Origin of the sequence: Streptomyces sp. NPDC017936, assembly GCF_044328485.1 — a bacterium.
In the GTDB taxonomy this organism is placed as follows: Bacteria; Actinomycetota; Actinomycetes; order Streptomycetales; family Streptomycetaceae; genus Streptomyces.
Genome location: NZ_JBIRHK010000005.1, coordinates 246,311 through 272,586 on the forward strand (window position 1 = coordinate 246,311; position 26,276 = coordinate 272,586).

A 26,276-nucleotide genomic window follows, 5' to 3' on the forward strand; every position below is an offset into this window, starting at 1 on the left:
CGCCCCGTCCGCGCCCGCGTCACGGCCGCGTCGTCGTGACCGCCGACCTGTCCCGTTTCGTGACGCTAGCACGCACCCCGCCGGGCGGCTGCCCTGGCGGGGTGCGGGAGGGGGCGCGGACGGCGTACGGCTCAGCCGATGCGCGTCAGCTTGTCCGAGAAGCCCGGCTCGGCCAGGTCGCTCCGCAGGGCGACCGGAACCTTCACCGCGCCGCTGGTGCCGTCCCCGACGGTGAGCGTGCCCACCTGCGTGCCGGCCTTCGCCGTGTGCGGCACCTCGTCGGCGGCGAACTCCAGCTTCACCGTCAGACCGGCCCAGCCGACCGCCGTGACGTCCTTGGTGACGACCACGGGGGTGTGGCCGCCGAGCTTGTCGTCCACGTACCCGACGACGTCGCCCTTCTTCAGGATCTTCGCGGAGACCAGCCCGTCCTTGGCGGCGGCCAGGGCCGTCTTGCTGACGTCGTTGACCGTCTTGAGGATGGTCGGCTTGTGCTGGCCGAGGACCGCGCCGACGAGGGTGACCGTCTGGCCGCCGACCTCCTTGCGGGCGGCGAAGAGGAGGTTGCCGCCGGCCGCGGTGGTGGAGCCGGTCTTGATGCCGATCGCGCCCATGCGGTAGGGGAGTTCGTTGTAGTTCGACCAGTTGCGCCCGTAGGGGTCCGTCCAGCTGGCCGCGCTGGTGATCGCCACGAGCGCCGGGATCTTCACGACCGCGTTGCCGAGCTTCACCTGGTCCTCGGCCGTGGAGACGGTGGTCTCCTTCAGCCCGGAGGGGTCGGTGTACGTCGTGTGCGTCATCCCGAGTTCCTTGGCGGCGGCGTTCATCTTCTCGACGAACGCGGCCTCCGAGCCCGCGTCCCAGCGGGCCAGCAGCCGGGCGATGTTGTTCGCCGACGGGATCATGACAGCCGAGAGGGCCTGCTGCAGCGTGAGCTTGTCGCCGGCCTTGACGCTGTTGAGGGTGGACTCGCCGGCCTGGTCGTAGCCGCCCTCCTTCTCGGCGGTGGCGTCGACGGTGATGCTCGGGCCGTCCTCGCCCTCCTTGAGGGCGTGGCCCTTGAGGACGACGTACGCGGTCATCGTCTTGGCCACCGAGCCGATGGCGACGGGCTTCTGCTCGCCGAAGCCGCCCATCGTGCCGACGCCGTCGACGTCCATCCAGCCCTGGCCCTCGTCCGGCCACGGCAGCGCGAGCTTGCCGCCCTCGAAGGTGTACGAGTCCTTCGCGGTGAGCGTCAGCGCGGTCGCCGGCAGCGGGCGGACGGCCTGCACGACTGCGAACACGACCACCAGCAGGAGGACCAGCGGCGTCCAGATCTTGACCCGGCGGGCCAGCGTGCGCAGCGGAGTCGGCGGGGGCGGCGGGGTGTTCGTCAGCTCGGCGAGCAGGTCCAGCGGCGGCTTCGGCGGCAGCGGCTGCTGGGTGGTCCGCTCGGGGCCGATCTGCGGGACGACGGCGGTGGCCTCGGCCGGCGCGGCCGGCTCCGCGGGACGGGGCTTGCGGGTCGCGGGGTCGTCGAGGGGCTTGAGCGCGACGAACTTGCTGGTCCGCTCGGCCTCGGCCTCGGACGCGGGCCGGGACGCCGGCTCGGGCGCAGGCTTGGACGTCGGCTCGGCCGCGGGCTCGGACGTCGGGGCGGCGCCGGTGGCGGCCTCGGCCCCGGCCTTCCCGGGGGCCTTCGCCGTGCCCTTGCCGCCCTTGTCGTCCCTGTCGCCCTTGTCGTCCTTCTTGTCCGCCTCCCCCTTCTTGTCCGCCGCCGGGGAGGCGGCCCCGGCGGCCCCGCCCAGCTTCAGCATCGTCGTCGGCTGGTCGACGGCGGGCTCGGCGGGCCGAACGGCCTTGAAGACGGCCGTGGGCTGGTCGACGGGGGAACCGGAGGCGTCAGCGGGGGAGTCGGAGGCGTCGGCCTCGGCGTCCGCGCCGGACGCGGGCTCGTCACCGGGCTCGTCCGACTCGGCGTCGGCCCCGGCGTCGGCCCCGGCCTTGGTCTCGGCGTCGGCCCCGGCCCCGGTCGCGGTGCCGGTCCTGCCGGACTTCGGCCGGTCGTCCTCGTCCTCGCCGGCGTTCGCGTCGGCGTCCTTCGCCGCGGCCTTCTCGGCGTCCGCGTCGGCGGCGTCCTCCGCGTCCTCGCCGGAGTCGACGGCCCACTTCGGCGCGGTCTTCGGCGCGGACCCGGCCGCGGCCGCGGTCTCCCGGCCGGCCTCCGGCGCGGTCCCGCCGTCGGCGGAGCCCTCGGCGTCGCTCTCCGCGCCGGCCTTCCCGGCGTCGCTCTCCTCGGGGTCGTCCGCGTCCGGCTTCTCGTCCGCGGAGGCCACCCACCGGGCCACGGCGGACCGCAGCCGCCCGTCGCCGCCCTCGGACGCGCCGGCGCCCTTCGAGGGGCTCTTCGCGCCGTCGGGGCCGTCGGAGTCCGCGGACGCCTCCGAGGCGTCCTGGACGGCCTCCTCGCGCTCCTCGTCCTCGTCGACGGGGGCCTCGGCCGCGTCCTCGGCCGGGTCCTCGGTCTTCACGTCCCGGACGGAGAACACCCGAGTGGCCGTGTCCACCCCGCCCCGGGACGAGGACGACGCCGAAGTCTCGCTCTCCCGCGCCATCGTGACCCGCGGATCCCGTGCCTCGGGAACCGCGCCCGCGCTCCCCGACGTCGGTTCTGCCGACGACTCGCGCTGCTTCGACCTGTCGGGGGACTCGCCCGCCACCGATGCCTCCTCCATGTGCCGCACGCCACCGGCGTGCTTGTCGAACCGTGAACCGCCGCCCGGGACACCGCTTCACGGCGCTGTCCGAAGCCTCTACCAGTGTCCTGTGCAGAGGGCTTGGCTCCTGCGGTAGACGAGAACGACATACTTACTGGTTCCACTACGAACCGGTCACGCACCCTCGACAGATGAATGTGAGAGGGGTCACCCTGTCTCTCATCCACGCGGGGAGGCATGGATGGGCAGGAGCCGCAGAACACTTCCGGAGGAGCTTCTGCTGCTGGCACTGGACCCGACCACGGGTACCACTGCGCAGCCGCAGTCGCTCGACCTTGGTCTGGCCGGAGCACAGCTAGTGGAGCTGGCGCTGGCCGGACGGATAGCCCCAGACGGGGATCGTATCGCCGTGGTGTCCCCACGGCCGACTGGAGATCCGACACTGGACTGCGCGTTGGAGCTGCTGCGAAGGCGCGGCGCTCCGGTTCGGGCCGTCCACTGGATCGGCGGGCCGCGTCTCGGGCTCCGCCAGACCTACCTCTCGCATCTGGAGCGGTGCGGCATGGTGCATGCCGTGGCGGGCCAGATGTGCGGGGTGCTGCCGACGACTCGCTACCAGGCGACGGACACCGACATCAGCCGGGAGATCAGGGCCCGGCTGGACTCCGCGATCCGCACCGGCGTTCCGCCGGACCCGCGGACCGCGGCGCTCGCGGCGCTCGCGCACGCGGTCGGCCTCGGCAAGCACCTGTACCCGGGGAACGAAGGACGCTCGTCCCGTTCCCGGTTGCGGGACCTGATCCGGCACGACCCCATGGGCGGCCTCGTGGCGCACGCCGTGATGGACGTTCAGAACGGCGCCGCGGCCCAGCCGCGCCGCGGCCCCGCCCAGGCCGGCCGTCAGGCCGGACCGGGAGCGAGGACCGCTCCGGAACCCGCCCGTGGTGTCCCGGCGCAGCCCCGCCGAGGCCCCATGGCGCGCGTCGTGGCCCACTGAGCCGCAGTCCCGCGACACGCACCCGTACCACCCGTACGTCCGCCGCGAAGGCGACCCGCGAGGTCCCGGCCGGCCCCGTACGACCCGTGAGGGACGCGAACCACCGGTCCCCCGCGTCCCGTGACACCCGTCATACCCGCAAGGCCCGTTGGACCCGTTCGGGAGCCGCGCGTCCGCGCGGGGCGGTGCGGAGCCGTACGTCCTCGGGGACGTACGGTGCCACCGCCCCGCGCGGACGCATGCCCGGAGCCGGCCGAAGGGGCCGGACGGGAGAGGAGCCGGAGCGCCGGGGCGCGGCCGGGGGACCGGGACCGGGCACGCGTCGGAGCCGTTGGCGGACGCGAAGGGGCGAAGGGCGGCCGCGGACGGACGCGGAAGCGCCGGACCGGCGGCACCGGCCGCATGTCCACCGTTTTCCAGCGGTGGTGAGCGCCTTGGTGGCAGTCTGCTGAACAGCAGATACGCAAAGTGTCGACGACAGGCATGCAGCCGGAGGTGCACGTCCCGTGGCGTCCAATGTCAATCCCACCGTCCGGCGGCGCCGGCTGGGCCAGGAACTGCGCAAGCTCCGCGAGGACAAGGGCATGACGGCCGAACAGGTCGCCGACCGCCTGCTCGTGTCCCAGTCGAAGATCAGCCGCCTGGAGAACGGCCGCCGCAGCATCAGCCAGCGCGACGTGCGCGACCTGTGCGGGGTCTACGAGGTCGAGGACCAGCGGATCGTCGACTCGCTGATGCAGATGGCCAAGGACTCCCGGCAGCAGGGCTGGTGGCACGCCTTCGGGGACGTCCCTTACAGCGTCTACATCGGTCTGGAGACGGACGCGGCGAGCCTGCGCGTGTACGACCCGCAGGTCGTGCCGGGCCTGCTGCAGACCCGTCAGTACGCCGAGACCCTGATCTCGGGGGCGTTGCCGGAGACGGCGCCCACCGAGATCGAGAAGCGCGTGCAGGTGCGCATGCGGCGGCAGGAACGCATCAGCGCCGAGGAGAACCCGCTGCGCCTGTGGACGGTCATGGACGAGGCGGCCCTGCGCCGGGTGGTGGGCGACAGGTCCCTGATGCGGGATCAGCTGGAGCACCTCGTCGAGCAGTCCCAGCTGCCGCACGTCACCGTGCAGGTGATCCCCTTCGACATGGGCGCGCACCCTGGTCTGAACGGCCAGTACGCGATCCTGGAGTTCCCCGACGCGTCCGACTCCAGCGTGGTGTACATCGAGGGCGTCACCAGCGACCTCTACCTGGAGAAGCCGAACGACGTCCAGAAGTACAGCGTGATGTACGAGCACCTGCGGGCGCAGGCCCTGAACGTGGACCAGTCCCGTCAGTTCATCGCCGACATCGCGAAGGAGTACGCGCGTTAGGGGCCTTCGGGAGGCCGTGGAAGACCTTCCGGTCGGGAAAGTGCCGCACCATACACCTCTGTGCGGCGGGGATGGAAGACCACCTGGAATATGCCAACCGGTCGAGTGAATAGTCGCTTCGCAGGCCGATGCCGGCGAGTAGCGTCGATCACGCCAGCGGGCAACACCACTGGCGCAAACCGTGCCGTGGGCCCGCAGTCGTGCCCCGCGTACGGCGACAGCGACTCCTCACTGCAATACGGAGCAGAAATGGCAATCCGTCAGGGCATCACGGACACGTGGACCAAGTCCTCCTACTCGACCGGCAACGGCGCGTGCGTCGAGGTCAAGTCGCCGGTCGTGGCGGCCATGGCCGTGCGGGACTCCAAGGTCGAGGACGGGCCCGTGCTGGACTTCCCCGCCGACGCGTGGAACCTCTTCGTCGCCTCGGTCAAGGCCTAGGACGAGGATCCGCCGGTCCTCGGCCCCGAGCCGGGGCCGACCGCCTCACACGCACCACCGAGAGCCCTCTCGACGAGCTCGCCGTCCTTGCCGAGGGGGCTCGGCCGGATCCCGGCCGGGGCCGTCCGGCGACCGGCCGGTCACCGGCCGCCGCGCCCCGGCCGTCCGGCCGCCGGCCGTCCGGTCACCGGCCGCCCGTCACCGCACGGGGAACGCCACGTCGCACACCGGGTCCTGCGGGCCCGCCGCGTCCCAGTCGGCGAAGTAGACCTCCCGGCACGGGCCGTCGTACTCCAGGCCCTCCCGCTTCATCCACGCCTCCACCGCCTCGAACGCGGCGAGGATCTGGGGATGGGCGACCTGTGCCTTGGTGATCCGCGTGCGGGCCAGCCGCCTGGCCGGCTCCACCCGGACCGAGACGCCCCGGCCCCGGCCCGGCCCGGCCGCCCACGCCCGGGCCGCCGCCTCGTCGGCGACCGGCACGCACGACTCGGCGGGCCCGTCGCTCTCCATGGACACCTCGGAGTGGTACACGACGAACGGCGCCCCGGTGATCCCGCCGCAGGCCGCCGCGCCCTCCTCCAGCCGGCCCAGGGACGCGCCGATCCAGGCGGGCAGCTCGTCCGCCAGCGTGTGCCGCTTCTCGGCGATCACCACCTGTGCGGGCACCTCGACCGTCTCGACCTCGAACGTTCCGTGCATCTCGGAGCTCCTCCCCGACAGTCGTCCACGGAGGTACTCGGCGAGCGTCCGCTGGGCCGCGAGCCGCGCCTCGACGTCCGCCCAGTAGGCGGCGAGCCGCTCGGCGGCCTGGGCGGGGTCGGCCGCGCCGACCACCTCGGCGACCCGGGCGAGCGGCATGTCCAGCTGGCGCAGCATGGCCACGAGACGCGCCCGCTCCACCTGCCCGGCACGGTAGTACCGGTAGCCGCTGGCCTCGTCGACGTGGGCCGGGGCCAGCAGCCCCAGCCGGTCGTACAGCCGCAGCGCCTTGGCCGACAGGCGGGCCCGCGCCGCGAACGCGCCGATGGTGAGTAACTCGTCGTCCCGTACGTCCACCACGCCATCCTCCGTCGCCGGGCGGCCTTCTCCGCCCGGCGGACAGGACGCTCCCGCTTGCCCCAGGGGCAAGGTCAAGCGGGGTGGGGCGGGGCTCAGCCCAGCTGGCCCTCGATGGCGGCGACGACCTCCGCGGACTCCGGCTCGGTCTGCGGCGAGAACCGCGCCACGACGCTGCCGTCCCGGCCGACCAGGAACTTCTCGAAGTTCCAGCGGATGTCGCCGGCGTGGCCCTCCGCGTCCGCGAAGCCGACGAGGCGCTCGTACAGCGCGTGCCGCCCGTCCCCGTTCACCTCGACCTTCTCGGTCAGCGGGAACGTCACGCCGTAGGTGGCCGAGCAGAACTCGGCGATCTCCTCGGCGGTGCCGGGCTCCTGCCCGAGGAACTGGTTGCAGGGCACCCCGAGCACGGTGAACCCCTTCTCGGCGTACCGCTCCTGGAGCCGCTCCAGGCCCGTGTACTGCGGGGTCAGGCCGCACTTGGAGGCGACGTTGACGATGAGGACGGCCCGGCCCGCGTACCGCGACAGCTCCGCGGAACCGCCCTGGAGGGCACCGATCTCGACAGCGAGGGGAGAAGTACCGGCATCTGTGGTCATGCCCGGATGCTAGCCGCGGCGGGTGACGCCACCCGCCGCCGGGGCCGTACGCGTCCCCCGGTGTCGGCCGCGCGCCGCGGCGGACGGCCCCGTTCCCGCCGGGCCGGCTCCGCCGTCCGGTGCCGGCCGCGCGCCGTGGCGGGTGACCTCACCTCCTGCCGGGGCCGTCGGCGTCCGCCGGTGTCGGCCGCGCGCCGCGGCGGACGGCCCCGTTCCCGCCGGGCCGGCTCCGCCGTCCGGTGCTGGCCGCGCGCCGTGGCGGGTGACCTCACCTCCTGCCGGGGCCGTCGGCGTCCGCCGGTGTCGGCCGCGCGCCGCGGCGGACGGCCTCACCTCCTGCCGGGCCGGCTCCGTCGTCCGGTGCCGGCCGCGTGCCGTGGCGGGTGACCTCACCTCCTGCCGGGGCCGTCGGCGTCCGCCGGTGTCGGCCGCGTGCCGCGACGGGCGGCCCCGTTCCCGCCGGGCCGGCTCCGTCGTCCGGTGTCGGCCGCGCGCCGTGGCGGGTGACCTCTCCTCCTGCCGGGCCGGCTCCGCCGTCCGGTGCCGGACGCGCCCGGGCCAGCGTCTCGCCCGCCCCCGTGCGCGAGTACAGCACCGACCGGCCCGCCCGCCGCCGCTCCACCAGCCCCGCGTCCCGCAGCACCCGCAGGTGCCGCCCCACCGACCCGAGCCCCTGCCCGGTCAGCGCGACCAGCTGGGTCGTGCTCAGCGGGCCCTCGCCGAGCAGCACCAGGACCGCGGCCCGGCCCGGGCCCAGCAGCGCGCTCAGCGCGGCCGGCACCGACCGCGCCGGAGGGTCCTCGGCGAGGACTCCCGTACAGGGGTAGACGACGGCGTACCGCTCCCGCCCCTCCCACGACACCCACCCGGTCCGCGGGGTCACCGGCACGAAGAGCAGCTCGGCGCCGGCGATCTCGCGGGGCGGGTACTCGTGCGCGTTGACCTGGAACCGGCTCTCCCCGAGCCACCGCGTCCCCGGCCGCAGCGAGTCCAGCACGGCGGCCCAGCCGCCCCGGCTCACCTGCGCGGTCCGCGCGACGACGTCGGCCTCCAGGACGCGCCGCCGCCGCTCCCAGTACGGCCGTACGGCCGCCTCCCACACGTACTCCAGCAGGGCGGCCGCCCGCTCGGGCAGGTCGTCGCGGTCCAGGCCGGCGGGCAGCGGACCGGCGAGGGAGGTCCGCAGGTGCGCACGGGCCTCGGCGGGACGGGCCGCGCGCACCCGGGCGGCGGTCCCGGCGAAGTCCTCCCCGGCCCGGGGCGTGGGCGTGAGGAAGTCGGCGATCCAGTCCCGGCCGAGCCCGGCCCGCACGAGCGACGCGGTCACCGGGTCGGCGGCCAGCCGCTCCCGGTACCCCGGCAGATGCGCCCGCAGCCACGCCCCCTCCCCGGGATGCGCGGCCCCTCCCGCGTGCAGCAGCTTCAGGCACGCGAAGGTCTCCGCGAACTCCGAGACCAGGAACCGGCTCCCCGCCAGCGTGTCGGCGTTCACCTGCCACCAGCCCATACCGGCCCCCCACGACCTTTCGCGCGTCCGCGAAACAATAACCACCGCGCCCGGCCCGCCCGAGACTCCCGGCATGACCGGCTACCGACAGCTCCTGCGCACCCCGGAGTTCACCCCCCTCCTCCTCTCCTCCGCCGCCCACACCGCCGCGCAGACGGCCGCGGGCCTCGCCCTGGGCACCCTGGTCCACCGCGCGACGGGCTCCCCGCTCCTCGCCGCGGTCAGCATGTTCGGCCCCTCGCTCGCGCAGGTCCTCGGCGCGACCCTCTTCCTCTCGGGCGCCGACCGCATTCCGCCGAGGGCGGCCCTCGCCGGCCTCTCCCTCGCCTTCGCCGCCGGCACGGCCGTCCTGGCCGTCCCCGGCCTGCCGGTCGCCGCCGTCCTCGCCGTCGTCCTCGTCCAGGGCCTGGTCGCCGCCCTCGGCGGCGGGGTCCGCTGGGGACTGCTGAACGAGATCCTCCCCGAGGACGGCTACCTGCGCGGCCGGTCGGTCTTCAACATGACGCACGGGCTCATGCAGGTCACCGGCTACGCCACCGGCGGCGCCCTGGTCGCCGCGCTCTCCCCGCACCGGGTCCTCCTGCTGGCCGCCCTCCTGTACGCGGGCGCCGGTGCCGGCGCCCGCCTGGGCCTGACCGCCCGCCCGCCCCGCGCCCCGGGCCGCCCCTCGGCCGCGGCGACCCGGCGCACCAACGCCCTCCTGTGGTCCTCCCGCCCGCGCCGCCTGGTCTACCTGGGCCTGTGGCTCCCCAACGGCCTGGTCGTCGGCTGCGAGGCCCTCTTCGTGCCGTACGACCCGGCCGCCGCGGGCACCCTGTTCGCGTGCGCGGCGCTGGGCATGCTGGCCGGCGACCTCACCGTCGGCCGCCTGCTCCCGCCCACCGTGCGCCGGCACGCGGCCACCCCCCTCCTGCTGCTCCTGGCCGGGCCGTACGTCGTCTTCGCCCTGCGCCCGCCGCTGCCCCTCGCCGCGTTCTGCGCCGCCCTCGCCTCCGTCGGCTTCGGCGCGAGCCTGGTCCAGCAGGAACGCCTGATGGCCCTCACCCCGCCCGAACTCGCCGGCCACGCGCTGGGCCTGCACTCCGCCGGAATGCTCACCCTGCAGGGCGTGAGCGCGGCCGTCGCCGGCACGGCGGCGCAACTCACCTCGCCCGCCACGGCGATGACGCTCATGGCGCTCGCCTCCCTCACGGTGACCCTGGCCCTGACGGCGGCGGGGCGCCGCCCCGGCCGGGACGCCGACGGGGTTCCCGTCCCGCACCGGGCGTAGCGGCCGTTCCCGCGCGCACGGCACGTCCCGCGGACCGTCCGGATTGCACGGTCCCGGGGCCGGCGGGACGCTGGTCATGTCAGCACCGGGGCGTCGTCCGGTCGTGGGCGGACACCGGCGCTGGCCGCCAACCCCACACCGGCAGTCCGGCCCCGGCGGGAACGGGACGTTCTCCTTGTCCTCGAGCGGCTGTCCTCACGTCTCGAGCGGCTGTCCTCGATCACCCCGAGCGGTCGTCCCCGAGCGGTCGTCCCCGAGCGGTCGTCCCCGAGTGATCGCTTCGAATGATCGCCCTCGAGTGATCATCCTCAGACGGTCCTCCTCGAGTGGTCGTCCTCGGACGGCCGAGGACCGGCACGCCCCGGAAAGCCCTCCGACGCCGGACGGCCCGGTGGAAACGCCGCGGCGCGGCGGGCTCACCATCCCCGGGAGATTTCATGGACACCTCAACCTTGGACGCGATGAGGTCCGCGCTGCGCGGGTCCGTCACCGGGCCCCAGGACCCCGACTACGACCAGGCCCGCAAGGTCTACAACGCCATGATCGACAAACGTCCCGCCGCCATCGCCCGCTGCGTCGACGCCGGGGACGTCATGGCCGCCCTCCGGTTCGTCCGCGACCAGGGGCTGGAACTGGCCGTCCGGGGAGGGGGCCACAGCGGACCCGGCCTCTGCCTGGTGGACGGCGGGGTCACCCTCGACCTGTCCCCGATGCGCTGGGTGCGGGTCGACCCCGCCGCGCGGACCGCCCAGGTCGGCGGCGGGACCCAGATCGGCGACCTCGACCACGCCACGCACGCCTTCGGGCTCGCCACGCCCACGGGCATCATCTCGATGACGGGCGTCGGGGGCCTGACGCTGGGCGGCGGCCACGGCTACCTCACCCGCAAGTACGGCCTCACGGTGGACAACCTGCTCGCGGCGGACGTCGTGCTGGCCGACGGCAGCTTCGTCACGGCGAGCGAGACCGAGCACCCGGACCTGTTCTGGGCCCTGCGCGGGGGCGGCGGCAACTTCGGGGTGGCGACCTCGTTCACGTACCGCCTGCACCCGGTGCACACGATCGGGTTCGGGGTCACCGTGTGGCCGGTCGACCACACCCGCGAGGTGCTGACCTGGTACCGCGACTTCCTCCCGCAGGCGCCCGAGGACGTCTACGGCTTCCTCAACCTGTTCACCGTCCCGCCGGCCCCGCCGTTCCCCGAGGAGATCCACCACCGGAAGGTGTGCGGTGTCGTGTGGTGCCACACCGGTGACCTCGACGGCTTCGAGAAGGACCTGGCGGCGGTGCGGGAAGCGGGCCCGCCGGCCTTCCACTTCACGTCACCGATGCCGTACCCCGTGCTGCAGAGCGCCTTCGACGAGCTGATCCCGACCGGCTACCAGTGGTACTGGCGCGGTGACTTCTTCGACAGCATCCCGGACGCCGCCGTCGACGTTCTCCTCAAGTACGGAGAGAACCTCCCCACCCCGCTCTCGCTGATGCACCTGTACCCGGTCGACGGCGCCGCCCACCGGGTCGGCCCCGACGACACCGCCTGGTCGTACCGGGACGCCGTCTGGTCCGGCGTCTTCGCCGGCGTCGACCCCGACCCGGCCAACGCCGAGGCCATCAGGCGGTGGTGCGTCGACTTCTGGGAGGAGACGCACCCGTACTCCATGGGCGGCTCGTACGTGAACTTCCTGGGCGAGGCCGAGGCCCCGGACCGCGTCCGCGCCACGTACCGCGGCCACTACGACCGCCTCGCCCAGATCAAGCAGACCTACGACCCGGACAACGTCTTCCACGCCACCCAGAACATCCGCCCGGCCGCACCACAGCCCCAGTGACCAGCGGACTGAAACCCCCTCACCTACGCTGACCCGGTGCCGCGCCGAACCCCCGAACAGGATCCCCGCACCGGCGGAGACCGGCACCGCCGGCGAACCCGGCGGTGCGGACGCCCTCGTCGCGGGGACGACGAGCCCGTCATCGCCATGGCCGGCCGGTGGATCGGGTACGTGGGGCTCGCCCCGGTCCTGGGCTGGGCGGTGTGGACGGCGGCGACCGTGCTCATCGTGTTCGGCGCGCGGGCGGGGGAGTGAGCCGGTCGCTCGTCCGTGGGCCCGGGAGCCCGTGCACCGCTCGGAGCGATGACTTCCGCTCGTGCCGTCGGTCATAGGGGTGACGACATCGACGCGAGGAAGGCCCGGCCATGACCCACACGCTCAGCGCACCCCAGCGGACCACCCCCGTCGCGACCCCGGCGCGACCGCCGGTGCGGTGGGCTCTGGTCGGCGGGGTGGTGGCGGGTCCGCTGTTCCTCGTGCTCGGTGTCGGCCAGGGCCTCGCACGGGACGGCTTCGACTTCACCCGCAACGCCCTCAGCCAGCTCGCCCTCGGCGAGGCGGGCTGGGTCCAGACGGTGAACTTCCTGCTCACCGGGGCGCTGCTGATCGCGGCCGCGACCGGTCTGCGCCGCACGCTCGGGGGCGGGGCGGGCGGCACCTGGGGGCCGGTCCTGATCGGCGTGTTCGGCGCCTCGTTCTGGGCCGCCGCGGCCTTCCCGGCCGACGCGGGGGCCGGCTTCCCCGCCGGCACGCCCGACACGACCACGCTGAGCGGACACGGTGCCGTGCACATGACGGCCGGGATGGTCGGTTACCTCGCCCTGTGCGCGGCGTTCGTCGTCCTGGCCCGTCCGCTCGCCGCCGGGGGGCACCACCGCTGGGCCGTCGTCTCGCGCCTCGTGCCCGTGGCCGTCCTGGCCGGCTTCACGGCCTCCGCCACCGCCGTAGCGGCCTTCACCGTGGGCGCCGGCCTCGGCCTGGTGTGGCTGGCCGCGGTGACGGCCCGCCTGGTCACCGCCCCGGCGGACCGCCGGCCGCCCGCGGCTCCGGCGGACCGCTAGCCCACCGCGTCTCCGACGGCGCTGTCGGGAGGAAGCGCGGCCGCCCGGTCGCCGAACCGGCGGGTGACCGGGCGGCGCGTTCAGGCCACCCGGTCCGGCAGGCCGAAGAGCGGGAAGAGGCGCTCGGTGTCGCGGAAAGCGGTGATGCCGGCGATGCGGTCGCCGGAGAACTCGACGACCTGGAGGGCCCACGGCGCGTAACCGGTGCCGGCGCCGGCGGCGTCCGGCCGGTACTGGCCGAAGGCGGGGGTGCCGTTCGCCACGGTCGGGACCAGACGGGAGCCGCGGCAGCCGACGGCGGGGCCGGTCAGCCACGCCTGGATGTCCGGGACCCCGCGCATCCACTTCGCGTACGGCGGCAGGCACAGGGTCGCGTCGACGTGGAGCAGCATGTGCAGCTCCTCCATGTCGTAGCGGGAGAAGGCCGTGGCGTACCGCTCGGCGAGCGCCCGGCGGACGTCGTCGGACGGCCGGGGGCCGGCGCCGTCGGGGGAGCCGTGGTGCGCGGCCAGCGTGGCGCGGGCCCGCTGGAGAGCGCTGTTGGCCGAGGCGACGGTCGAGCCGTGCAGCTCGGCGACCTCACGGGCCGAGAAGGCCAGGACGTCCCGGAGGATCAGGGTGGCCCGCTGCTTGGGCGGCAGGTGCTGGAGCGCGGCGACGAACGCCAGCCGTACCGACTCACCCGTCGCCACGGCCGCCGCGGGATCGTCGCCGGGGCAGGGCTCGATCCACACGGCGGCGTCCTCCGGCGCCCCCGGTGGCGTGGCCCCGGGCGACGGGCCGGTGAGGTCCATCGGCAGGGCCCGCCGCCGTCCGGCGGCCAGGGCGTCCAGACACACGTGGGTGGCGATGCGGTAGACCCACGACCGCAACGACGAACGCCCCTCGAACCGTTCGACGCTCCGCCAGGCCCGGACCATCGCCTCCTGCACGGCGTCCTCGGCCTCGGCGTACGAGCCGAGCATCCGGTAGCAGTACCCGGTCAGCTCCCCCCGGTACTCCTCGATCCCGTCCGCCGCCCTCTGTGCCGCGGTGTCCCGCACCCGCGCACCTCCCCCTCCGCACGAAGTCGCACACGGTTCCTGATCAGACGTCAGTATCCGTCCGTGGAAAGCCGCTTGGGCGGACCGCCCGACGCGCCGGAAGTCTACGGGTCCACGAGCCGCGGGGGAGCGGACGGCTCCGCGGCGCCGTCCGGGTCGGCGCGGCCGCCTCCCGATCGACCGCCGCCCCGAACCACCCGGGACAGGCCCTCGTCGGCATCGCCGGCGCCCTCGTCCGTCACCGCCGCCGCACCAACTGGGGCCTGCCCTAATTTGTTTGCCACCGGCGAGCCCGGCCGGATAGGAAGCTCGCATGCTACGAGGCGGCAAGGTCGGGCTGAGGGCCCGGCACGAGGACGACATCCCGGTCCTGCGGGCCGAGCTCTACGACGACGTGGTCAACTCCTCGCGGGCCGAGGGCGGACCGTGGCGGCCGATCACTCCCGGCTCGAAGGACCCGCGGCTCGTGGTGGACGACAAGGAGCAGGGGCACGTCCCGTTCTCCGTCGTGGAGTTGGACGGCGGCACGCTGGTCGGCACCGCGACGCTGTGGGGCATCGACAACCACAACCGGTCCGCGCACATCGGCCTCGGACTGCTGCCGTCCTGCCGCGGCAAGGGCTACGGCACCGATGTGGTCGCGGTCCTGTGCCACTACGGCTTCGTCGTGCGCGGCCTGCACCGGCTGCAGATCGAGACGCTGGCGGACAACGCCGCGATGCTGCGCTCCGCCGAGCGCAACGGCTTCGTCCGCGAGGGCGTGCTGCGCTCCTCGGCCTGGGTGATGGGCGAGTTCCTGGACGAGGTGCTGCTCGGGCTCCTCGCCCGGGACTGGAAGCGGGACGCGAAGGCCTAGGCCGCCGTCCGGCCGCCGAGGGAGGCCGCGGAGCGGGCGGGGACGAGGGCGGGGACGGCCGGAGCGCCCCGAGGCGGACCGGACGCCCACGTGATCACGCCCCTCTTGCACGATCTGTGCCGCCCCCATAAGTTACCGACCGGTAGCCCGAAGGGGGCTGCGCCGCGCTCCGGCGTCGGGAAGGCGGCGGTGTGGACGGGTGAAGCCGGTCCCCGGCACCCGGACCCCGCCCCTTCCGGCAGCTCCACCCGTCCACCCGAAGGAGTCGCCATGCCCTCGCTCGACCGTCAGGACAACGTCTTCGTCCTGGACCTGGGGGACGGGGAGAACCGTTTCCACCCCGACTGGATCGCCGCTGTCGGCGCCGCCCTGGAGGAGGTCGAGAAAGCGGAGGGCCCCCGCGCCCTGGTCACCGCCGCCACGGGCAAGTTCTACTCCAACGGCCTCGACCTGGACTGGCTGTTCGCCCACGCCGACCAGTACCACGACTACGTCGTCTCCGTGCACGAACTGTTCGCGCGGCTGCTGTCGCTGCCGGTCGTCACCGTGGCCGCGCTGCAGGGGCACACCTTCGCCGCCGGCGCGATGTTCTCCCTCGCCCACGACTTCCGCGTCATGCGCGCCGACCGGGGCTTCTGGTGCCTGCCCGAGGCGGACATCGACATCCCCTTCACCCCCGGGATGGCCGCCCTCATCCAGTCCCGCCTGGCGCCGCAGACGGCGCACGAGGCCATGGTCACCGCCCGCCGCTACGGCGGCGCGGACGCGGCGGCCGCCGGCATCGTCGACCGGGCGGTCGCCGAGGACGCGGTGCGCTCCACCGCCGTCGAGATCGCCCGGGCGCAGGCGGGCAAGGCCGGCGGCACCCTCGCCACCATCAAGGCCCGCATGTACGCCCCGACCCTGGCCACCCTCCACGACACCGCCGCCCCCCTCGGCTGAACCGCTCCGGGGCTGCGGGAGGCTCGATTCCCCGGGAGGGGACCGTCGCCCCGCAGCCCGGGAATGCCGTCCCGGCAAACGCCCCTGACTCACCGTAGGAAGGCCGCACCACCGCCGCGCGACAGGCGCAGCCATCGATCCCACACGTGATCTTCACCTGACCCCCGCAACTGGTTCACTCTTTGACCACTTCCCGGATATGCTCCTGGCGCTCCGTTCGCACCACTGAGGGGGGAATTCCTCATGCGCATGCGCCACGCACTCGCCGCCACCGCCGCGGCCGGAACGATCGCCGTCATCACCGCCGCCCCGGCCCAGGCCACCGAGTACTCCTCGGCGTTGAAGGTCAAGGGCGTCCAGTACGACGCGCCGGGCAGCGACTCCAACCGCTGCTCGGGCGGCAACACCAAGGACGAGTACCTGACGGTCAAGAACTACTCGCGGACCGCGACGGTCGACCTCAAGGGCTACGTCGTCAAGGACGCCGCCGGGAACAGGTTCACCTTCCCCGCCAGCCACAAGCTCGAGCCCGGCGACTACGTCAAGCTGCGCGGCGGCCGCGGCACCGACTCCGACGCCAAGAACGTGGTCTACCGCCAGAACTGCAACTTCATATGGAACAACGACAAGGACACCATCTACCTGATCAAGCCCAACGGCTCCCGCGCCGACGTCCACTCCTACACCAAGCGCGCCAACGACGCGGACGGCAACGGCTACATCACCTACCACGGCTGACCACGCCGCATCCGGCCGCCGCCCCGACAGGGGCTCGGCAGCTCCATATACCGCCGTGGCGTACCTGGCGCGGCCAAGCACGACTTCGACGTGACCAGGCGGGGGAGGAGCCCCGGCCAGGGGATGCGAACTCCGCACGGGCCCCAGTGACACGCGTGCGGCACGACGAAGGGCCGGCCCAGGAGGAAACCCCTCCTGATCCGGCCCTCCTGCCTGCGCCCCGGCAGATTCGAATCTGCGACACCCGCTATCACGCACCAACTCGTAAGAAGGGGAGGCGTAGGGACTTCGGCTCGGTCCGGCAGCTTCCGTCCGGCCGTTGGCAGGTCCGCTACCGGGACCCGGAGACGGGGCAACTGCGTCCGGCGGAGAAGACGTACGCGACCAAGACCGATGCCCAAGTTGCCCTGACTCACATCGAGTCGGACATCGCGCGCGGGCAGTGGTCGGACCCGGACGCCGGGGCAGTGAACTTCGCCGAGTACGCCACCGCGTGGCTGCGGGACCGCAAGCTCGCCGACCGCACCCGCGAGCGGAACGAGTCGGTGATGCGGCTGCACATCCTGCCCACCTTCGGGGCCGGGAGCGTGGCCGACGTGACGACGGCCCGAGTGCGGAGCTGGCGCGGCAAGCTCCTCGCGGCCGGCGTCGGTGAGCCGTCGGTCGTCAAGGCGTACCAGCTGCTGCGCGCCCTGATGAACACGGCCGTGGACGACGAGCTGATCCGGCGCAACCCGTGCCGCATCAAGGGCGCGGACCGCTACGACGTGCCCGAGCGGCCGGTCCTCACGGTGGCGGAGGTCTTCGCCGTCGCCGACTCCATCGCACCGCGCTACCGGCTGCTCGTGCTCCTGGCGGCCTTCACCACCCTGCGGTTCGGGGAGCTGGCGGCCCTGCGGCGCCGGGACATCGACCTGGAAGGGCTGACCGTCACCGTGCGCCGCGCTCAGGCCGAGCTGCAGGACGGCCGGCTCTTCGACAAGGCGCCGAAATCCGCGGCCGGGGTCCGCTCCGTCTCCTTCCCGGCGGAACTGCTCGACACGGTCACGCACCACTTGGAGCACTTCACCGCTCCCGGCCGTGACGGGCACGTCTTCGTCGGGCCGCAGGGCGGACAGCTGCGGCGCAGCAACTTCCGCGACGACTGGGTCAAGGCCCGGAAGGCCGCGGGCGTCATGGCCGAGCTGCACTTCCACGACCTTCGGCACACGGGCAACACGCTGGCCTCGAAGCCGGGGCCAGCACGCGGGAGCTGATGACCCGCATGGGGCACAGCAGCTCCCGGGCCGCGCTGATCTACCAGCACATGACCAGCGATCGGGACCGGGCCATTGCCGACCGGCTCGGAGCCATGATCCGCGAAGGTGGGGGAGAGGAAGCTCCTGGCTGAGTGCCTGTGCCTGAACCTCCTTCTGGGCTGGTCAGGGTCTGTTCCGGCACTTTGGGCGTGAGGGCCTGCCCTTCGGCAACCGGTCGCAGTGACCGGTTGCCGAAGGGCTCATCGGTCGGGACGGCCACGAGCTGCCGCAGCCGAAGCGGCTGGTCCGGGCAGCCCCGGACCAGCCGCTTCACAGCAGGGGTCGGCACAGTGGCGGTCGCTGTCCTGCTTGCGTGCGGCAGAAGACCGGCGGCTGGCGGTGCCGCACAGGCCAGGTCAGTTGAAGGCTGTGGCCACCGCGTCCGCGAGCTGGTTCAGTACGTCCCGCGAGAGTTGCACCGAGCCGGTGAACGAGAGGAAGCCGTGAACGGCTCCTTCGACCGGGAGGTGCTGGACCGGCACGCCGGCGTCGGCCAGCTTGCGGGCATAGTGGGCGCTCTGGTCGCGCAGGGGGTCGTTCTCGGCGGTGGCGATGACGGCAGGAGCAAGTCCGGCCAGTTCCTGGGAGCGTGCCGGCGAGACCCGCGGGTCGGCGCCCTGGTCCGGGGTGCTGAGGTAGGCACCCCAGAACCACTCGAGGTAGGAACGGGAGAGGACCGGGCCCGCCATGCTCTCGTACATCGAGGGGCTGTCGTCGAACCGGTCGACCGCCGGGTAGGCGAGCACCTGAAGCATGATGCGAGGTCCCCCGCGGCGCAGGGATTCCTGTGCGAGCACCGCGGCAAGGTTCCCGCCGGCGCTCTCGCCGAACACGGCGATGCGCTCTCCGTCGCCCCCGAAGCCGGGGGCGTTGTCCGCAACCCAGGTCAGCGCGGCGCAGGCGTCGTCGACCGCGGCCGGGAAGCGGTGCTCGGGTGCCAGCCGGTAGTCGACGGAGACCACGATCGTGCCGGAGCGGCTGGTCACGGTGCGGGCCATGTTGTCCTGAGTGTCCAGGTCGCCGAAGACCCATCCGCCGCCGTGGAAGAAGAGCGTTATGGGCAGTGGCCCGGCGCCCGGCTGAGTGAAGGGTCGGTAGATGCGGACGGGTATGTCGCGGCCGTCGGCAGGCACCGTGGTGTCCCGGACGTCGGCGACCGGTACGGGATCGCCGGCCAGGGCGCCGAAGGCGCGCCCGAACGCCCGGTTCTCCGCCACCGTCAGGGTTTCGGGGGCCGGTCCGCCTCCCGCGGCCACTTTCTTGAGCAGGGTCTCGATCTGGGGGTCGAGGGGCATGGCACTCACCTGTCCGAAGAGACGGCCACCCGGTATGGAATGACCTTTCCAGGATCATTGGTGGAGCATAGTTGGAATGTCAATTCCAATTTGGGTAGCGTGGGCATATGAGCGCACCAGCGAAGGCCGGAGAGTCGAAGGGGCAGCGGCTCACCAAGGGCGGCCGCAAGACCCGCGAACGCATCATCGAGGCCGCCGCGGGACTGATGTTCCACCGCGGCGTGGGAGGCACGAGCATCCCGGACATCCAGGCGGCCGCCGGGGTCAGCGCGTCGCAGATCTACCACTACTTCGGCGACAAGCAGGGCCTGGTCCTGGCGGTCATCGACCACCAGACGGACACCCGGCTCGCCCAGCAGCGTCCGCTGCTGGACAACCTGGACAGCATCGAGGCCCTGCGCGAGTGGTGCGACAGGGCAGGGAGCCGGCAAGACGCGAGAGGATGCGAAGGCGGCTGCGAGATCGGCTCGCTCGCCGGCGAACTCGCCGACAGTGATCAGTCGGCGCGGACCAGACTCGTCTCCGCCTTCGACCGGTGGGAAGGCCCCATCAGGTCCGGGCTCGCACGCATGCAGGCGCGGGGCGAGCTGAGCGAGCGCGCCGATACCGCCGCGCTCGCCACCGCTCTGCTGGCCGCCATCCAGGGCGGCATGCTGCTGTCCCAGGTCCGCCGGTCGAGCACCGCCTACCGGCAGGCCGTGTCAGCGGTGATCGACCATATCGAGAGCTACCTCGTCCGGTAGCGGCTCGCGGGCGCCAGCTCACCACTAACACCCTTTGACCTGCTGATACAGCGTCCAGAAACAGGCACTAAGACGTATTCGAGCGATCCTCGCGGAGTCCTCAGTCCCCTGGCACCGGTAGATATCCGGCTGTCAGGGGCTGATCGCGTGGGATGGAAACGGTCGCATGGACGCCGCGGTGCTTGAACAGATGTTGGACGAGATCTTCGATCACGCCGTCGTCCACCACGGATACACCAGCTACATGCGCGACTACGAGGTCATCGTCTACGTGACGGCGGATCCCCGCACCGGTGTCGAGCCGGCGTATCTGCGGTATCTCTTCCGGTACTGCGTCGAGGCCCGGTGCGAGTCGTCCGTGCTGCCGGAGACCTGGAGTGTCTCTTTGGACGACCGTCTCATCGATCATGAGGCCGGCGTCGACCTCGACGGATGCGTCTGGGGTGTGAAGTGGCACTGCTTGTATCCAGGTGCGAAGGTCCTCCCGCCGTCGGAAGTGACCCGCCGTTGGGCGCAAGCTGTGGGGATCGACTTCCATGAGGTCTGCATCGAGACCAACGCACACCGTCTCACCCTGCTCTTCTCGGACTTGCAGGTCAGTGAGGTGGCGATCGGGTATGCGCCTTTCGTCGCGGAGTAGCGGGTATCCCTTCCCCCCTCTGACGAGCCGCCGAACGGGCGTAGTGGCACGCCTGTGGCACGGCCCTTGGAACGACGAAGGGCCAGCCTGGGAGGAAACCCCTCCTGAGCTGGCCCTTCTGCCTGTGCCCCCGGCAGGATTCGAACCTGCGACACCCGCTTTAGGAGAGCGGTGCTCTATCCCCTGAGCTACGAAGGCAGGGCTTGCTGGTCGCCCCTGAGGGCGGTTCCAACAGGTTAGCGGATGGGAGGGGGGAGTGGGGGCGGGGGTTGTCGGTGAGGCGGAGGGGTCTCGTAGAGGGGGCGGTTGCCGTGGGGGCCGGGGGTGGGCGGGTGTCGTTCGTCATGGGGTCGGCGCCGGCTGTTGCCTGTGGGAGGCGTGGGGCGGGTGGGGGCCGTGTGGTGAGGGTGGGTGCTGCTTGACCTCAAGTGGACTTGAGATTTTACGTTCGTCGCACGGGCCCGGCGGAGGGGCCTGATCTCAAGTCCATTGTGATGAGGGGGAGTTGGGCGTGAAGGCTGTCGCGTTCCGTGGTTTCGGGGGGCCCGAGGTCCTCGAGGTGATGGAGGTTCCCGTTCCCGGGGTGGGGGCGGGGGAGGTGCGGGTGCGGGTGAAGGCGGCCGGGGCCCAGCCCACCGACTGCGCGGTGCGGCGGGGCTGGAGCCCGCCCGGGTTCACCGTCACCTTCCCGCACATCACCGGCGGCGACTTCGCCGGCGTGGTGGACGCGGTCGGTGACGGCGTCACCGCGTTCTCCGCCGGTGACGAGGTACTGGGCTACCGCACGCAGCTCACCTACGCCGAGTACGTCGTGGCGCCCGCCGAGCAGCTCGTGGCCAAGCCCGCCGCGCTGTCCTGGGCGGTGGCCGGCGGTCTGTCCGCCTCCGGCCAGACCGCGCACACCGCGATCGAGGTCCTGGGCGTGGCGGAGGGCGAGACCGTCCTGGTCAACGGCGCCGCGGGCGGTGTCGGCACGATCGCCGTACAGCTCGCGGTGCTGCGCGGCGCCAAGGTGATCGCCACCGCCCGCGAGGAGAACCACGCCTACCTGCGCGAGCTGGGCGCCGTCCCCGTCACCTACGGTGCGGGCCTGGCCGACCGGGTGCGCGCGGCGGCCCCCGAGGGCGTGGACGTGGCCCTGGACACCGCGAGCGCCGACGGCCTGCGGGTGGCGGCCGAACTGGTCGGGGACAGGGACCGGGTCGGCACGATCTTCGCCCACGACGTCCACGAGGAGCTCGGCGTGCGCTGGATCCGCAGCCGGCGCTCGGCGGCGCGGCTCGCCGAACTGGCCTCCCTGGTGGCCGACGGCAGGCTCGAGGTCCACGTCCGCAGGACCCTCCCGCTGGCACGGGCCTCCGAGGCGCACCGCGAACTGGAGACCGGCCACGGCCGCGGAAAGATCGTCCTGCTGGTCGACTGAGCCGCCCGGCGGGGCGGGGTGGCGGGGCGGCGACGTGGGGAGCGCCGCGGTCGTGCGTCCCTCCCCCGGGCCGCGTCCGCCGTCTCGCTGCCGTTCCTCCTCTTCTGCCTCGCTCCCTTCCTTTCCTTCGTCCTTTCCGGTTTCCCTTCGGCTCTCCGAAACGAGGACCCCGCATGTCCCAGACCCCGCTCAAGATCGGCATCGTCATCGGCAGCGTGCGCACCGGCCGGCTGGCCGACACGGTCGCGCAGTGGTTCCTGTCCGAGATCCGCCGGCGCGACGACATGGAGACCCACGTCATCGACCTGTCCGAACCCGCCCTCGTCGACGAGCTCAAGCTCACCCTGGAGCAGTCGCCCGCCTCGGACGGCGCCCCGACCCTGGCCGAGCGCATCGGCGGGCTCGACGGCTTCGTCGTCGTCACGCCCGAGTACAACCACGGCTACCCGGCCTCCCTGAAGCTGGCCATCGACTACGTCTACCGCGAGTGGCGGGCGAAGCCGGTCGCCTTCGTCTCCTACGGCGGCATGGCCGGCGGCCACCGGGCCGTGGAGCAGCTCCGCCAGGTCTTCGCGGAGATGCACGCCGTCACGCTGCGCGACACCGTCAGCTTCCCCATGGTCTGGGAGAAGTTCGACGACGAGGGTCGCCCGCACGACGAGGACGGCGCCGGCAAGGCGGCCGCCGTGCTCCTGGACCAGCTCGCCTGGTGGGGCCTGACCCTGCGCGAGGGCCGTGCGGCCCGGCCGTACGACGGCTGAGGCGGGAGCGCGCGATCCGTGGCGGCCGGGCCGGGACATCCGGGCACCACCTCGGTGCGCGAGTCCCGCCACCGCCACGGCGTGCCGCCCGGCGCGCCGCGGCCCCGGGGGCGGGGGCCGCGTCGGGTCAGGCCGGCGGGACCCGGGTGAACCGTGCCGCCACGGACAGCTCGCCCTCGATCCGCGCGGCCGTGCGGACCAGCTCCGGCAGCACCTCCCGCACGCACTCCTCCACCGACCGCCGCGCCGCGTGCATCGCGACGTCCACCGCGGCCACCGCCCGGCCCGTGCGGTCCCGCACCGGTACCGCGACCGACCGCAGCCCCGCCTCCAGCTCCTCGTCGACCAGGGCGTATCCCCGCTCCCTGACCTCGGTGAGGGTCCGCGCCAGGGCCGAGGGGGCCGTGACCGTGCGGGGCGTGAGCGCCGCCCGCTCGCCCCACGCGAGGTCCTCGTCCGGGAGGTCGGCCAGGAGCACCCGCCCCAGCGACGTCGCGTACGCGGGCAGCCGCGTGCCGATCGTGATGTCGGCGCTCATGACCCGCCTCGTGGCCGCGCGCGCCGTGTACTGGATCTCCTCCCGGGACGGCGTCAGCACCGCCAGCGACGCCGACTCGTGCACCCGGGCGGACAGTTCCGCCAGATGCGGTTCGGCGATCCGCGTCAGCGACGTCCGGGACAGCGGCGGGAAGCCGAGGGAGAGGACGCGCGGGGTGGGGGTGAAGGTGCGGTCGGCGTTCGGGACCACCAGGCCCAGGTGGTCGTAGGTGATCAGGGCCCGCCGGGCCGTGGCCCGGGCCAGGCCCGTCGCCTTCGCCACCTCGGCCAGGGTCAGGGCCGACCGGCCCTCGCCGAACGCCGTCAGGACGGTCAGGCCGCGGGCGAGGGATTCGACGAACTCCCGGCCCAGCTCCTGCTTCGAGGCGCCGGTCCACACCGCCAGGCCCGCGGGCGGCGGGCCCGGCTCGGCGGGCGGGGCCTGGAGCAGGTCCTCCTCCATCGCGGCCACCGCCGTCCGCAGCCGCGGCAGCAGCGCGCCGCGCAGGCCGTCGGCCGAGTGGCGGCTGGTGTGGCTGACGACGTTCGCCACGCACGCGATCCGGGAGGTGCGGGGGTCGCGCACCGGCGCCGAGACCGCCACCAGGCCCGGTTCGATCAGCTGGTCGTCCAGCGCCCAGCCCTCCGCCGCCGCGAGAGCGGTCCGCCGAGCGAAGTCCCCGTCGCCCCCGTCGCCCCCGTCGCCCCCGTCGCCCCCGTCGGCCTCGTCGGCCTCGTCGGCCCCGTCGTTCCTGTGATTCCCGTCGTGTCCGCCGTTCCCGTCGTTCCCGGCCGCTCCGCGCGGTTCGCGCGGGGGGACCGCCGGGAAGTCCAGGTCCCGGGGGTCCGCGGCCCGGCGGGCGCGCCAGCGCTCCCAGTCCGTGTCCGTCCACTCCGTGGCGAACAGGGGGCCCGGCGCGGTGCGTTCGGCGGGGAGCAGGTCGCCGATGCGGAAGCTGAGGGACATCGCGCGGCGGCGGGTCGCCTGGTGGATGAAACGGATGCCGTCCCGGTCGGCGACCGCGAGGGAGACGGACTCGTCGAGTTCGTCGGCGAGGGCGTCGGCCCGCGCCGACAGCAGGGCGGGCAGCCGCAGGGCCGCCAGGTACGCGTTGCCCAGCTCCATCACGGGCGGTGCGAGGACGGCGTCACGGCCGTCGAGGCGCACGTACCCCATGCGGGCCAGGGTCGCGGCGATGCGGTCGACCGTGGAACGGGCGAGGCCGGTGGCGCGTTCCAGGCCGCTCAGGCTCATCGTGCCGCCCGCCGCCGTCAGCTGCGTCAGCACGGCGACCCCACGGATCAGCGGGGTGACCGCCTCGTCCGGGACGGGCGGCACAACGGTCGTCTCCCGGGCGGGCGTGGTCGTCTTCGCGGACATCGGCTCTCCGTACGGCGGTCGCGGCAGGCCTACGGTAATCCGCCCGCCCGCCCCCACGGCCGCCCCGCCCGCCTTCGCGGCCGCCCCGCCCGCCTTCGCGACCGTCCCGGCCGCCCCGCCCGCCGGCGCACCGCCCAGCGCGCCCTGCCCACCGGGTCCGCCCGCCGCCCCGCCCCCGTCCCCGGCGCGCACCCGGCCCGCGGCCGCTACCGTCGTGTCACCCGGACCCGGTACGTGCCCTCCAGGTCGGCCGCGGTGACCGAGATCTGCACGCCGCGCCCGGGGTCCTTGAAGGTCTCGCCGGGGACGAAGGGGGCGTCGGAGAGTTCCGCGTGGACGTTGGGGCTGCGGGTGCAGCCGCCGCTGTCGCGCTGGGAGTCGTAGACGGTGACCGGGCCCATGCCGGTGTCGACGTCCGCGTCGACCCGGTAGACGAGGATGCCGGGACGGCACACCGCCTCGTCGTTGCCGCCGCGGGTGCGCAGCTCGACGGCGTACCCGGTGCGGCGGTCGAGCGGGACGAACAGCAGCTTGGGGCCGCCCGGCCGGGACAGGGGGGTGAGGGGGTACTCGGCCGTGCCGCGGCCGGCGGCGCAGTGGAGCTGGCCGGCGCCCAGCCAGCCCAGCTTCCACTTGTGCCAGCCGAGCAGGTCGTTGTTGGCGCCCCAGTCCTCGCTCATGATGTCCCAGTGCCCGACGGCGCCCCCGCCCTCCTGGGTGTAGAGGTCGGGCAGGCCGAAGACGTGGCCGTTCTCGTGCGGCAGGACGCGGTAGCCGGTGTCCGCGTAGGAGCCGGAGCCGTCGTCCTGGCGGGAGTAGACGAAGGAGGCGTTGGAGACGGCGACCCCGTCGGCCACGGGGGCCTCGGCGTTGCCGGCGAACGTCACGGACAGGACGGTGTCCAGCGCGGAGGGCCCGGCGTTCGGGGTGACCAGCACGTTCAGCAGGTCGTACGACCGGAAGTCCACGGCCGGGTCGGCGGCGGCCACGATGTCCTGGACCAGCTCGCGGTAGCCGGGCTCGAAGGGCGCGCCGCGCTCTATGCCGTACGCCTTGAACGACCTGGGCATGCGCAGCCAGCGCGGCACGGGTGCTTCGGGCCGGTAGTCGAGGCGGCCGTAGGAGGCGGTGGCGAACCACTTGCGGGTCTGCGGGAGGAACTCGCGGAAGCGGTCCCGCGCGTCGCCCCGGCCCGGCGCGTCCGAGAAGTCGATCATCAGGGTGAGGGCGCGGACGGTGCCCGTGGAGCGCACGTAGCCGCCGGGCGTCGGCACGCCCTCCGACATCTGGACGGACGAGTCGCCGTTGATCATGCAGGGGGCGAGGGCCGCGGAGCGGGCCAGCGGGACGGGTCCCGCGCCGGCCGGCGCCGGACCCGGGTGCGGGCCCTGGGAGCCGGCCGAGGTGCTGACCGCGAGGATCAGCGCCGTCACGGACGCGAGAGCGGCCGTGCGGCGCGGGCGTATCCGACGGTGGAGCGGCTCCGGAGGCGTGCCCTGGTGGGCTTCCCCGGGGCGCTCGGGCTGCGGCTGCATGCAGGAACCTCTCGCTCCGGGCAGCCGCCGTCACCGACTGCACCCTTGCGATCACCCTCGGTCGGAGCCGGGCGGAACGCGCGCTGGGGCGGCCGATCGTGGGACGGGGGATAGTCGCAGGTGGGCGCGGGTGTGAGGGTGTGTGAGCCAGGTCACACGAAAAGACGCGCTCCCGGGGAAATAACCGGGGACCGCATCCCCGTTTGATCAGGTGTCACAGCGAAACGGGGACAGCGTCCCCGGATCGGTTCCCTTCCC

20 protein-coding genes, 1 tRNA gene and 2 pseudogenes are annotated in these 26,276 nt (G+C 73.5%); 14 read left to right on the forward strand and 9 right to left on the reverse strand.

Annotated elements, in window-relative coordinates; genetic code table 11:
• Window positions 1-131 precede the first annotated feature (131 nt).
• The gene (locus ACH4F6_RS12890; protein WP_397960120.1) at window positions 132-2,717 is read right to left on the reverse strand and encodes a serine hydrolase; all 2,586 of its coding nucleotides are present in this window, start codon (window positions 2,715-2,717) and stop codon (window positions 132-134) included.
• Between the two features lie 223 nt (window positions 2,718-2,940).
• Here ACH4F6_RS12890 and ACH4F6_RS12895 point away from each other — a divergent pair, with 223 nt between their 5' ends.
• The 3 genes from ACH4F6_RS12895 (at window position 2,941) to ACH4F6_RS12905 (ending at window position 5,501) form a co-directional block, all read left to right on the forward strand.
• Window positions 2,941-3,696 carry a GPP34 family phosphoprotein gene (locus ACH4F6_RS12895; protein ID WP_397960122.1) on the forward strand — a complete coding sequence of 252 codons (756 nt, stop codon included), beginning with the start codon at window positions 2,941-2,943 and terminating at the stop codon, window positions 3,694-3,696.
• Window positions 3,697-4,202: 506 nt separating this feature from the next.
• On the forward strand, window positions 4,203-5,060 hold the full coding sequence (locus tag ACH4F6_RS12900; RefSeq protein ID WP_397960124.1) for a helix-turn-helix domain-containing protein: 858 nt from the start codon (window positions 4,203-4,205) through the stop codon (window positions 5,058-5,060).
• Window positions 5,061-5,309: 249 nt separating this feature from the next.
• The gene (locus tag ACH4F6_RS12905) at window positions 5,310-5,501 is read left to right on the forward strand and encodes a DUF397 domain-containing protein (RefSeq protein ID WP_397960126.1); all 192 of its coding nucleotides are present in this window, start codon (window positions 5,310-5,312) and stop codon (window positions 5,499-5,501) included.
• Window positions 5,502-5,699: 198 nt separating this feature from the next.
• Here ACH4F6_RS12905 and ACH4F6_RS12910 read toward each other — a convergent pair whose 3' ends face one another.
• From ACH4F6_RS12910 to ACH4F6_RS12920, 3 genes and pseudogenes are all read right to left on the reverse strand, one after another.
• Window positions 5,700-6,560: a MerR family transcriptional regulator gene (locus ACH4F6_RS12910; RefSeq protein WP_397960346.1), complete on the reverse strand. Its 861-nt coding sequence runs from the start codon at window positions 6,558-6,560 to the stop codon at window positions 5,700-5,702.
• A gap of 95 nt (window positions 6,561-6,655) precedes the next feature.
• A complete protein-coding gene (locus ACH4F6_RS12915; RefSeq protein ID WP_397960128.1) occupies window positions 6,656-7,159 on the reverse strand; it encodes a glutathione peroxidase in 504 nt (167 codons plus the stop codon).
• 514 nt (window positions 7,160-7,673) lie between these two features.
• Window positions 7,674-8,666, reverse strand: a pseudogene (locus ACH4F6_RS12920) (ArsR/SmtB family transcription factor); the annotation flags it as partial.
• A 73-nt stretch (window positions 8,667-8,739) separates the two neighbouring features.
• Here ACH4F6_RS12920 and ACH4F6_RS12925 point away from each other — a divergent pair.
• The 3 genes from ACH4F6_RS12925 to ACH4F6_RS12935 all read left to right on the forward strand — a co-directional run bounded on the left by ACH4F6_RS12925 (window position 8,740) and on the right by ACH4F6_RS12935 (window position 12,826).
• Window positions 8,740-9,936: an MFS transporter gene (locus ACH4F6_RS12925; protein WP_397960130.1), complete on the forward strand. Its 1,197-nt coding sequence runs from the start codon at window positions 8,740-8,742 to the stop codon at window positions 9,934-9,936.
• A gap of 437 nt (window positions 9,937-10,373) precedes the next feature.
• A complete protein-coding gene (locus ACH4F6_RS12930) occupies window positions 10,374-11,765 on the forward strand; it encodes an FAD-binding oxidoreductase (RefSeq protein WP_397960132.1) in 1,392 nt (463 codons plus the stop codon).
• A 365-nt stretch (window positions 11,766-12,130) separates the two neighbouring features.
• A complete protein-coding gene (locus ACH4F6_RS12935; protein ID WP_397960134.1) occupies window positions 12,131-12,826 on the forward strand; it encodes a DUF998 domain-containing protein in 696 nt (231 codons plus the stop codon).
• An 80-nt stretch (window positions 12,827-12,906) separates the two neighbouring features.
• Here ACH4F6_RS12935 and ACH4F6_RS12940 read toward each other — a convergent pair whose 3' ends face one another.
• Complete coding sequence (locus ACH4F6_RS12940; protein ID WP_397960136.1) at window positions 12,907-13,869, reverse strand: sigma-70 family RNA polymerase sigma factor; 963 nt, start codon at window positions 13,867-13,869, stop codon at window positions 12,907-12,909.
• 313 nt (window positions 13,870-14,182) lie between these two features.
• On the opposite strand from ACH4F6_RS12940, the gene ACH4F6_RS12945 reads away from it, so the two are divergent.
• The 4 genes and pseudogenes from ACH4F6_RS12945 to ACH4F6_RS12960 all read left to right on the forward strand — a co-directional run bounded on the left by ACH4F6_RS12945 (window position 14,183) and on the right by ACH4F6_RS12960 (window position 17,795).
• Complete coding sequence (locus ACH4F6_RS12945; protein WP_397960138.1) at window positions 14,183-14,725, forward strand: GNAT family N-acetyltransferase; 543 nt, start codon at window positions 14,183-14,185, stop codon at window positions 14,723-14,725.
• A gap of 270 nt (window positions 14,726-14,995) precedes the next feature.
• Window positions 14,996-15,667 (forward strand): enoyl-CoA hydratase-related protein, encoded by a 672-nt coding sequence (locus tag ACH4F6_RS12950; RefSeq protein WP_397960140.1) that lies wholly within the window; start codon window positions 14,996-14,998, stop codon window positions 15,665-15,667.
• A gap of 243 nt (window positions 15,668-15,910) precedes the next feature.
• Entirely contained in the window at window positions 15,911-16,405 is a 495-nt protein-coding gene (locus ACH4F6_RS12955; RefSeq protein ID WP_397960142.1) for a lamin tail domain-containing protein, read from the forward strand.
• A gap of 233 nt (window positions 16,406-16,638) precedes the next feature.
• Window positions 16,639-17,795: pseudogene (locus tag ACH4F6_RS12960) on the forward strand (tyrosine-type recombinase/integrase).
• Window positions 17,796-18,059: 264 nt separating this feature from the next.
• Here ACH4F6_RS12960 and ACH4F6_RS12965 read toward each other — a convergent pair.
• Window positions 18,060-18,998, reverse strand: a complete 939-nt coding sequence (locus ACH4F6_RS12965; protein ID WP_397960144.1) for an alpha/beta hydrolase — start codon at window positions 18,996-18,998, stop codon at window positions 18,060-18,062.
• A 107-nt stretch (window positions 18,999-19,105) separates the two neighbouring features.
• On the opposite strand from ACH4F6_RS12965, the gene ACH4F6_RS12970 reads away from it, so the two are divergent.
• Both ACH4F6_RS12970 and ACH4F6_RS12975 read left to right on the forward strand, forming a co-directional pair.
• Window positions 19,106-19,741, forward strand: a complete 636-nt coding sequence (locus ACH4F6_RS12970) for a TetR/AcrR family transcriptional regulator (RefSeq protein ID WP_397960146.1) — start codon at window positions 19,106-19,108, stop codon at window positions 19,739-19,741.
• A 166-nt stretch (window positions 19,742-19,907) separates the two neighbouring features.
• Window positions 19,908-20,381 (forward strand): hypothetical protein, encoded by a 474-nt coding sequence (locus tag ACH4F6_RS12975; RefSeq protein WP_397960148.1) that lies wholly within the window; start codon window positions 19,908-19,910, stop codon window positions 20,379-20,381.
• 125 nt (window positions 20,382-20,506) lie between these two features.
• Here the strand turns inward: ACH4F6_RS12975 and ACH4F6_RS12980 are convergent.
• Window positions 20,507-20,579: transfer RNA gene (locus tag ACH4F6_RS12980), tRNA-Arg, on the reverse strand.
• 313 nt (window positions 20,580-20,892) lie between these two features.
• Here ACH4F6_RS12980 and ACH4F6_RS12985 point away from each other — a divergent pair.
• Entirely contained in the window at window positions 20,893-21,804 is a 912-nt protein-coding gene (locus tag ACH4F6_RS12985; RefSeq protein WP_397960150.1) for an NADP-dependent oxidoreductase, read from the forward strand.
• A 173-nt stretch (window positions 21,805-21,977) separates the two neighbouring features.
• A complete protein-coding gene (locus ACH4F6_RS12990; protein WP_397960152.1) occupies window positions 21,978-22,565 on the forward strand; it encodes an NADPH-dependent FMN reductase in 588 nt (195 codons plus the stop codon).
• Between the two features lie 127 nt (window positions 22,566-22,692).
• Here ACH4F6_RS12990 and ACH4F6_RS12995 read toward each other — a convergent pair whose 3' ends face one another.
• Both ACH4F6_RS12995 and ACH4F6_RS13000 read right to left on the reverse strand, forming a co-directional pair.
• The gene (locus ACH4F6_RS12995; protein ID WP_397960154.1) at window positions 22,693-24,483 is read right to left on the reverse strand and encodes an IclR family transcriptional regulator C-terminal domain-containing protein; all 1,791 of its coding nucleotides are present in this window, start codon (window positions 24,481-24,483) and stop codon (window positions 22,693-22,695) included.
• 206 nt (window positions 24,484-24,689) lie between these two features.
• Window positions 24,690-26,018, reverse strand: coding sequence for a M6 family metalloprotease domain-containing protein (locus tag ACH4F6_RS13000; RefSeq protein ID WP_397960155.1), 1,329 nt, complete (start codon window positions 26,016-26,018; stop codon window positions 24,690-24,692).
• Between the last annotated feature and the right edge of the window lie 258 nt (window positions 26,019-26,276).

What these genes read in the sequence shown, in the direction of transcription:
- ACH4F6_RS12890 (WP_397960120.1), bottom strand. Translation starts at nt 2,717, where the DNA reads ATGGAGGAGGCATCGGTGGCGGGCGAGTCCCCCGACAGGTCGAAGCAG.
- ACH4F6_RS12895 (WP_397960122.1), top strand. Translation starts at nt 2,941, where the DNA reads ATGGGCAGGAGCCGCAGAACACTTCCGGAGGAGCTTCTGCTGCTGGCA.
- ACH4F6_RS12905 (WP_397960126.1), top strand. Translation starts at nt 5,310, where the DNA reads ATGGCAATCCGTCAGGGCATCACGGACACGTGGACCAAGTCCTCCTAC.
- ACH4F6_RS12915 (WP_397960128.1), bottom strand. Translation starts at nt 7,159, where the DNA reads ATGACCACAGATGCCGGTACTTCTCCCCTCGCTGTCGAGATCGGTGCC.
- ACH4F6_RS12925 (WP_397960130.1), top strand. Translation starts at nt 8,740, where the DNA reads ATGACCGGCTACCGACAGCTCCTGCGCACCCCGGAGTTCACCCCCCTC.
- ACH4F6_RS12930 (WP_397960132.1), top strand. Translation starts at nt 10,374, where the DNA reads ATGGACACCTCAACCTTGGACGCGATGAGGTCCGCGCTGCGCGGGTCC.
- ACH4F6_RS12935 (WP_397960134.1), top strand. Translation starts at nt 12,131, where the DNA reads ATGACCCACACGCTCAGCGCACCCCAGCGGACCACCCCCGTCGCGACC.
- ACH4F6_RS12945 (WP_397960138.1), top strand. Translation starts at nt 14,183, where the DNA reads ATGCTACGAGGCGGCAAGGTCGGGCTGAGGGCCCGGCACGAGGACGAC.
- ACH4F6_RS12950 (WP_397960140.1), top strand. Translation starts at nt 14,996, where the DNA reads ATGCCCTCGCTCGACCGTCAGGACAACGTCTTCGTCCTGGACCTGGGG.
- ACH4F6_RS12955 (WP_397960142.1), top strand. Translation starts at nt 15,911, where the DNA reads ATGCGCATGCGCCACGCACTCGCCGCCACCGCCGCGGCCGGAACGATC.
- ACH4F6_RS12965 (WP_397960144.1), bottom strand. Translation starts at nt 18,998, where the DNA reads ATGCCCCTCGACCCCCAGATCGAGACCCTGCTCAAGAAAGTGGCCGCG.
- ACH4F6_RS12970 (WP_397960146.1), top strand. Translation starts at nt 19,106, where the DNA reads ATGAGCGCACCAGCGAAGGCCGGAGAGTCGAAGGGGCAGCGGCTCACC.
- ACH4F6_RS12975 (WP_397960148.1), top strand. Translation starts at nt 19,908, where the DNA reads ATGGACGCCGCGGTGCTTGAACAGATGTTGGACGAGATCTTCGATCAC.
- ACH4F6_RS12990 (WP_397960152.1), top strand. Translation starts at nt 21,978, where the DNA reads ATGTCCCAGACCCCGCTCAAGATCGGCATCGTCATCGGCAGCGTGCGC.
- ACH4F6_RS12995 (WP_397960154.1), bottom strand. Translation starts at nt 24,483, where the DNA reads ATGTCCGCGAAGACGACCACGCCCGCCCGGGAGACGACCGTTGTGCCG.
- ACH4F6_RS13000 (WP_397960155.1), bottom strand. Translation starts at nt 26,018, where the DNA reads ATGCAGCCGCAGCCCGAGCGCCCCGGGGAAGCCCACCAGGGCACGCCT.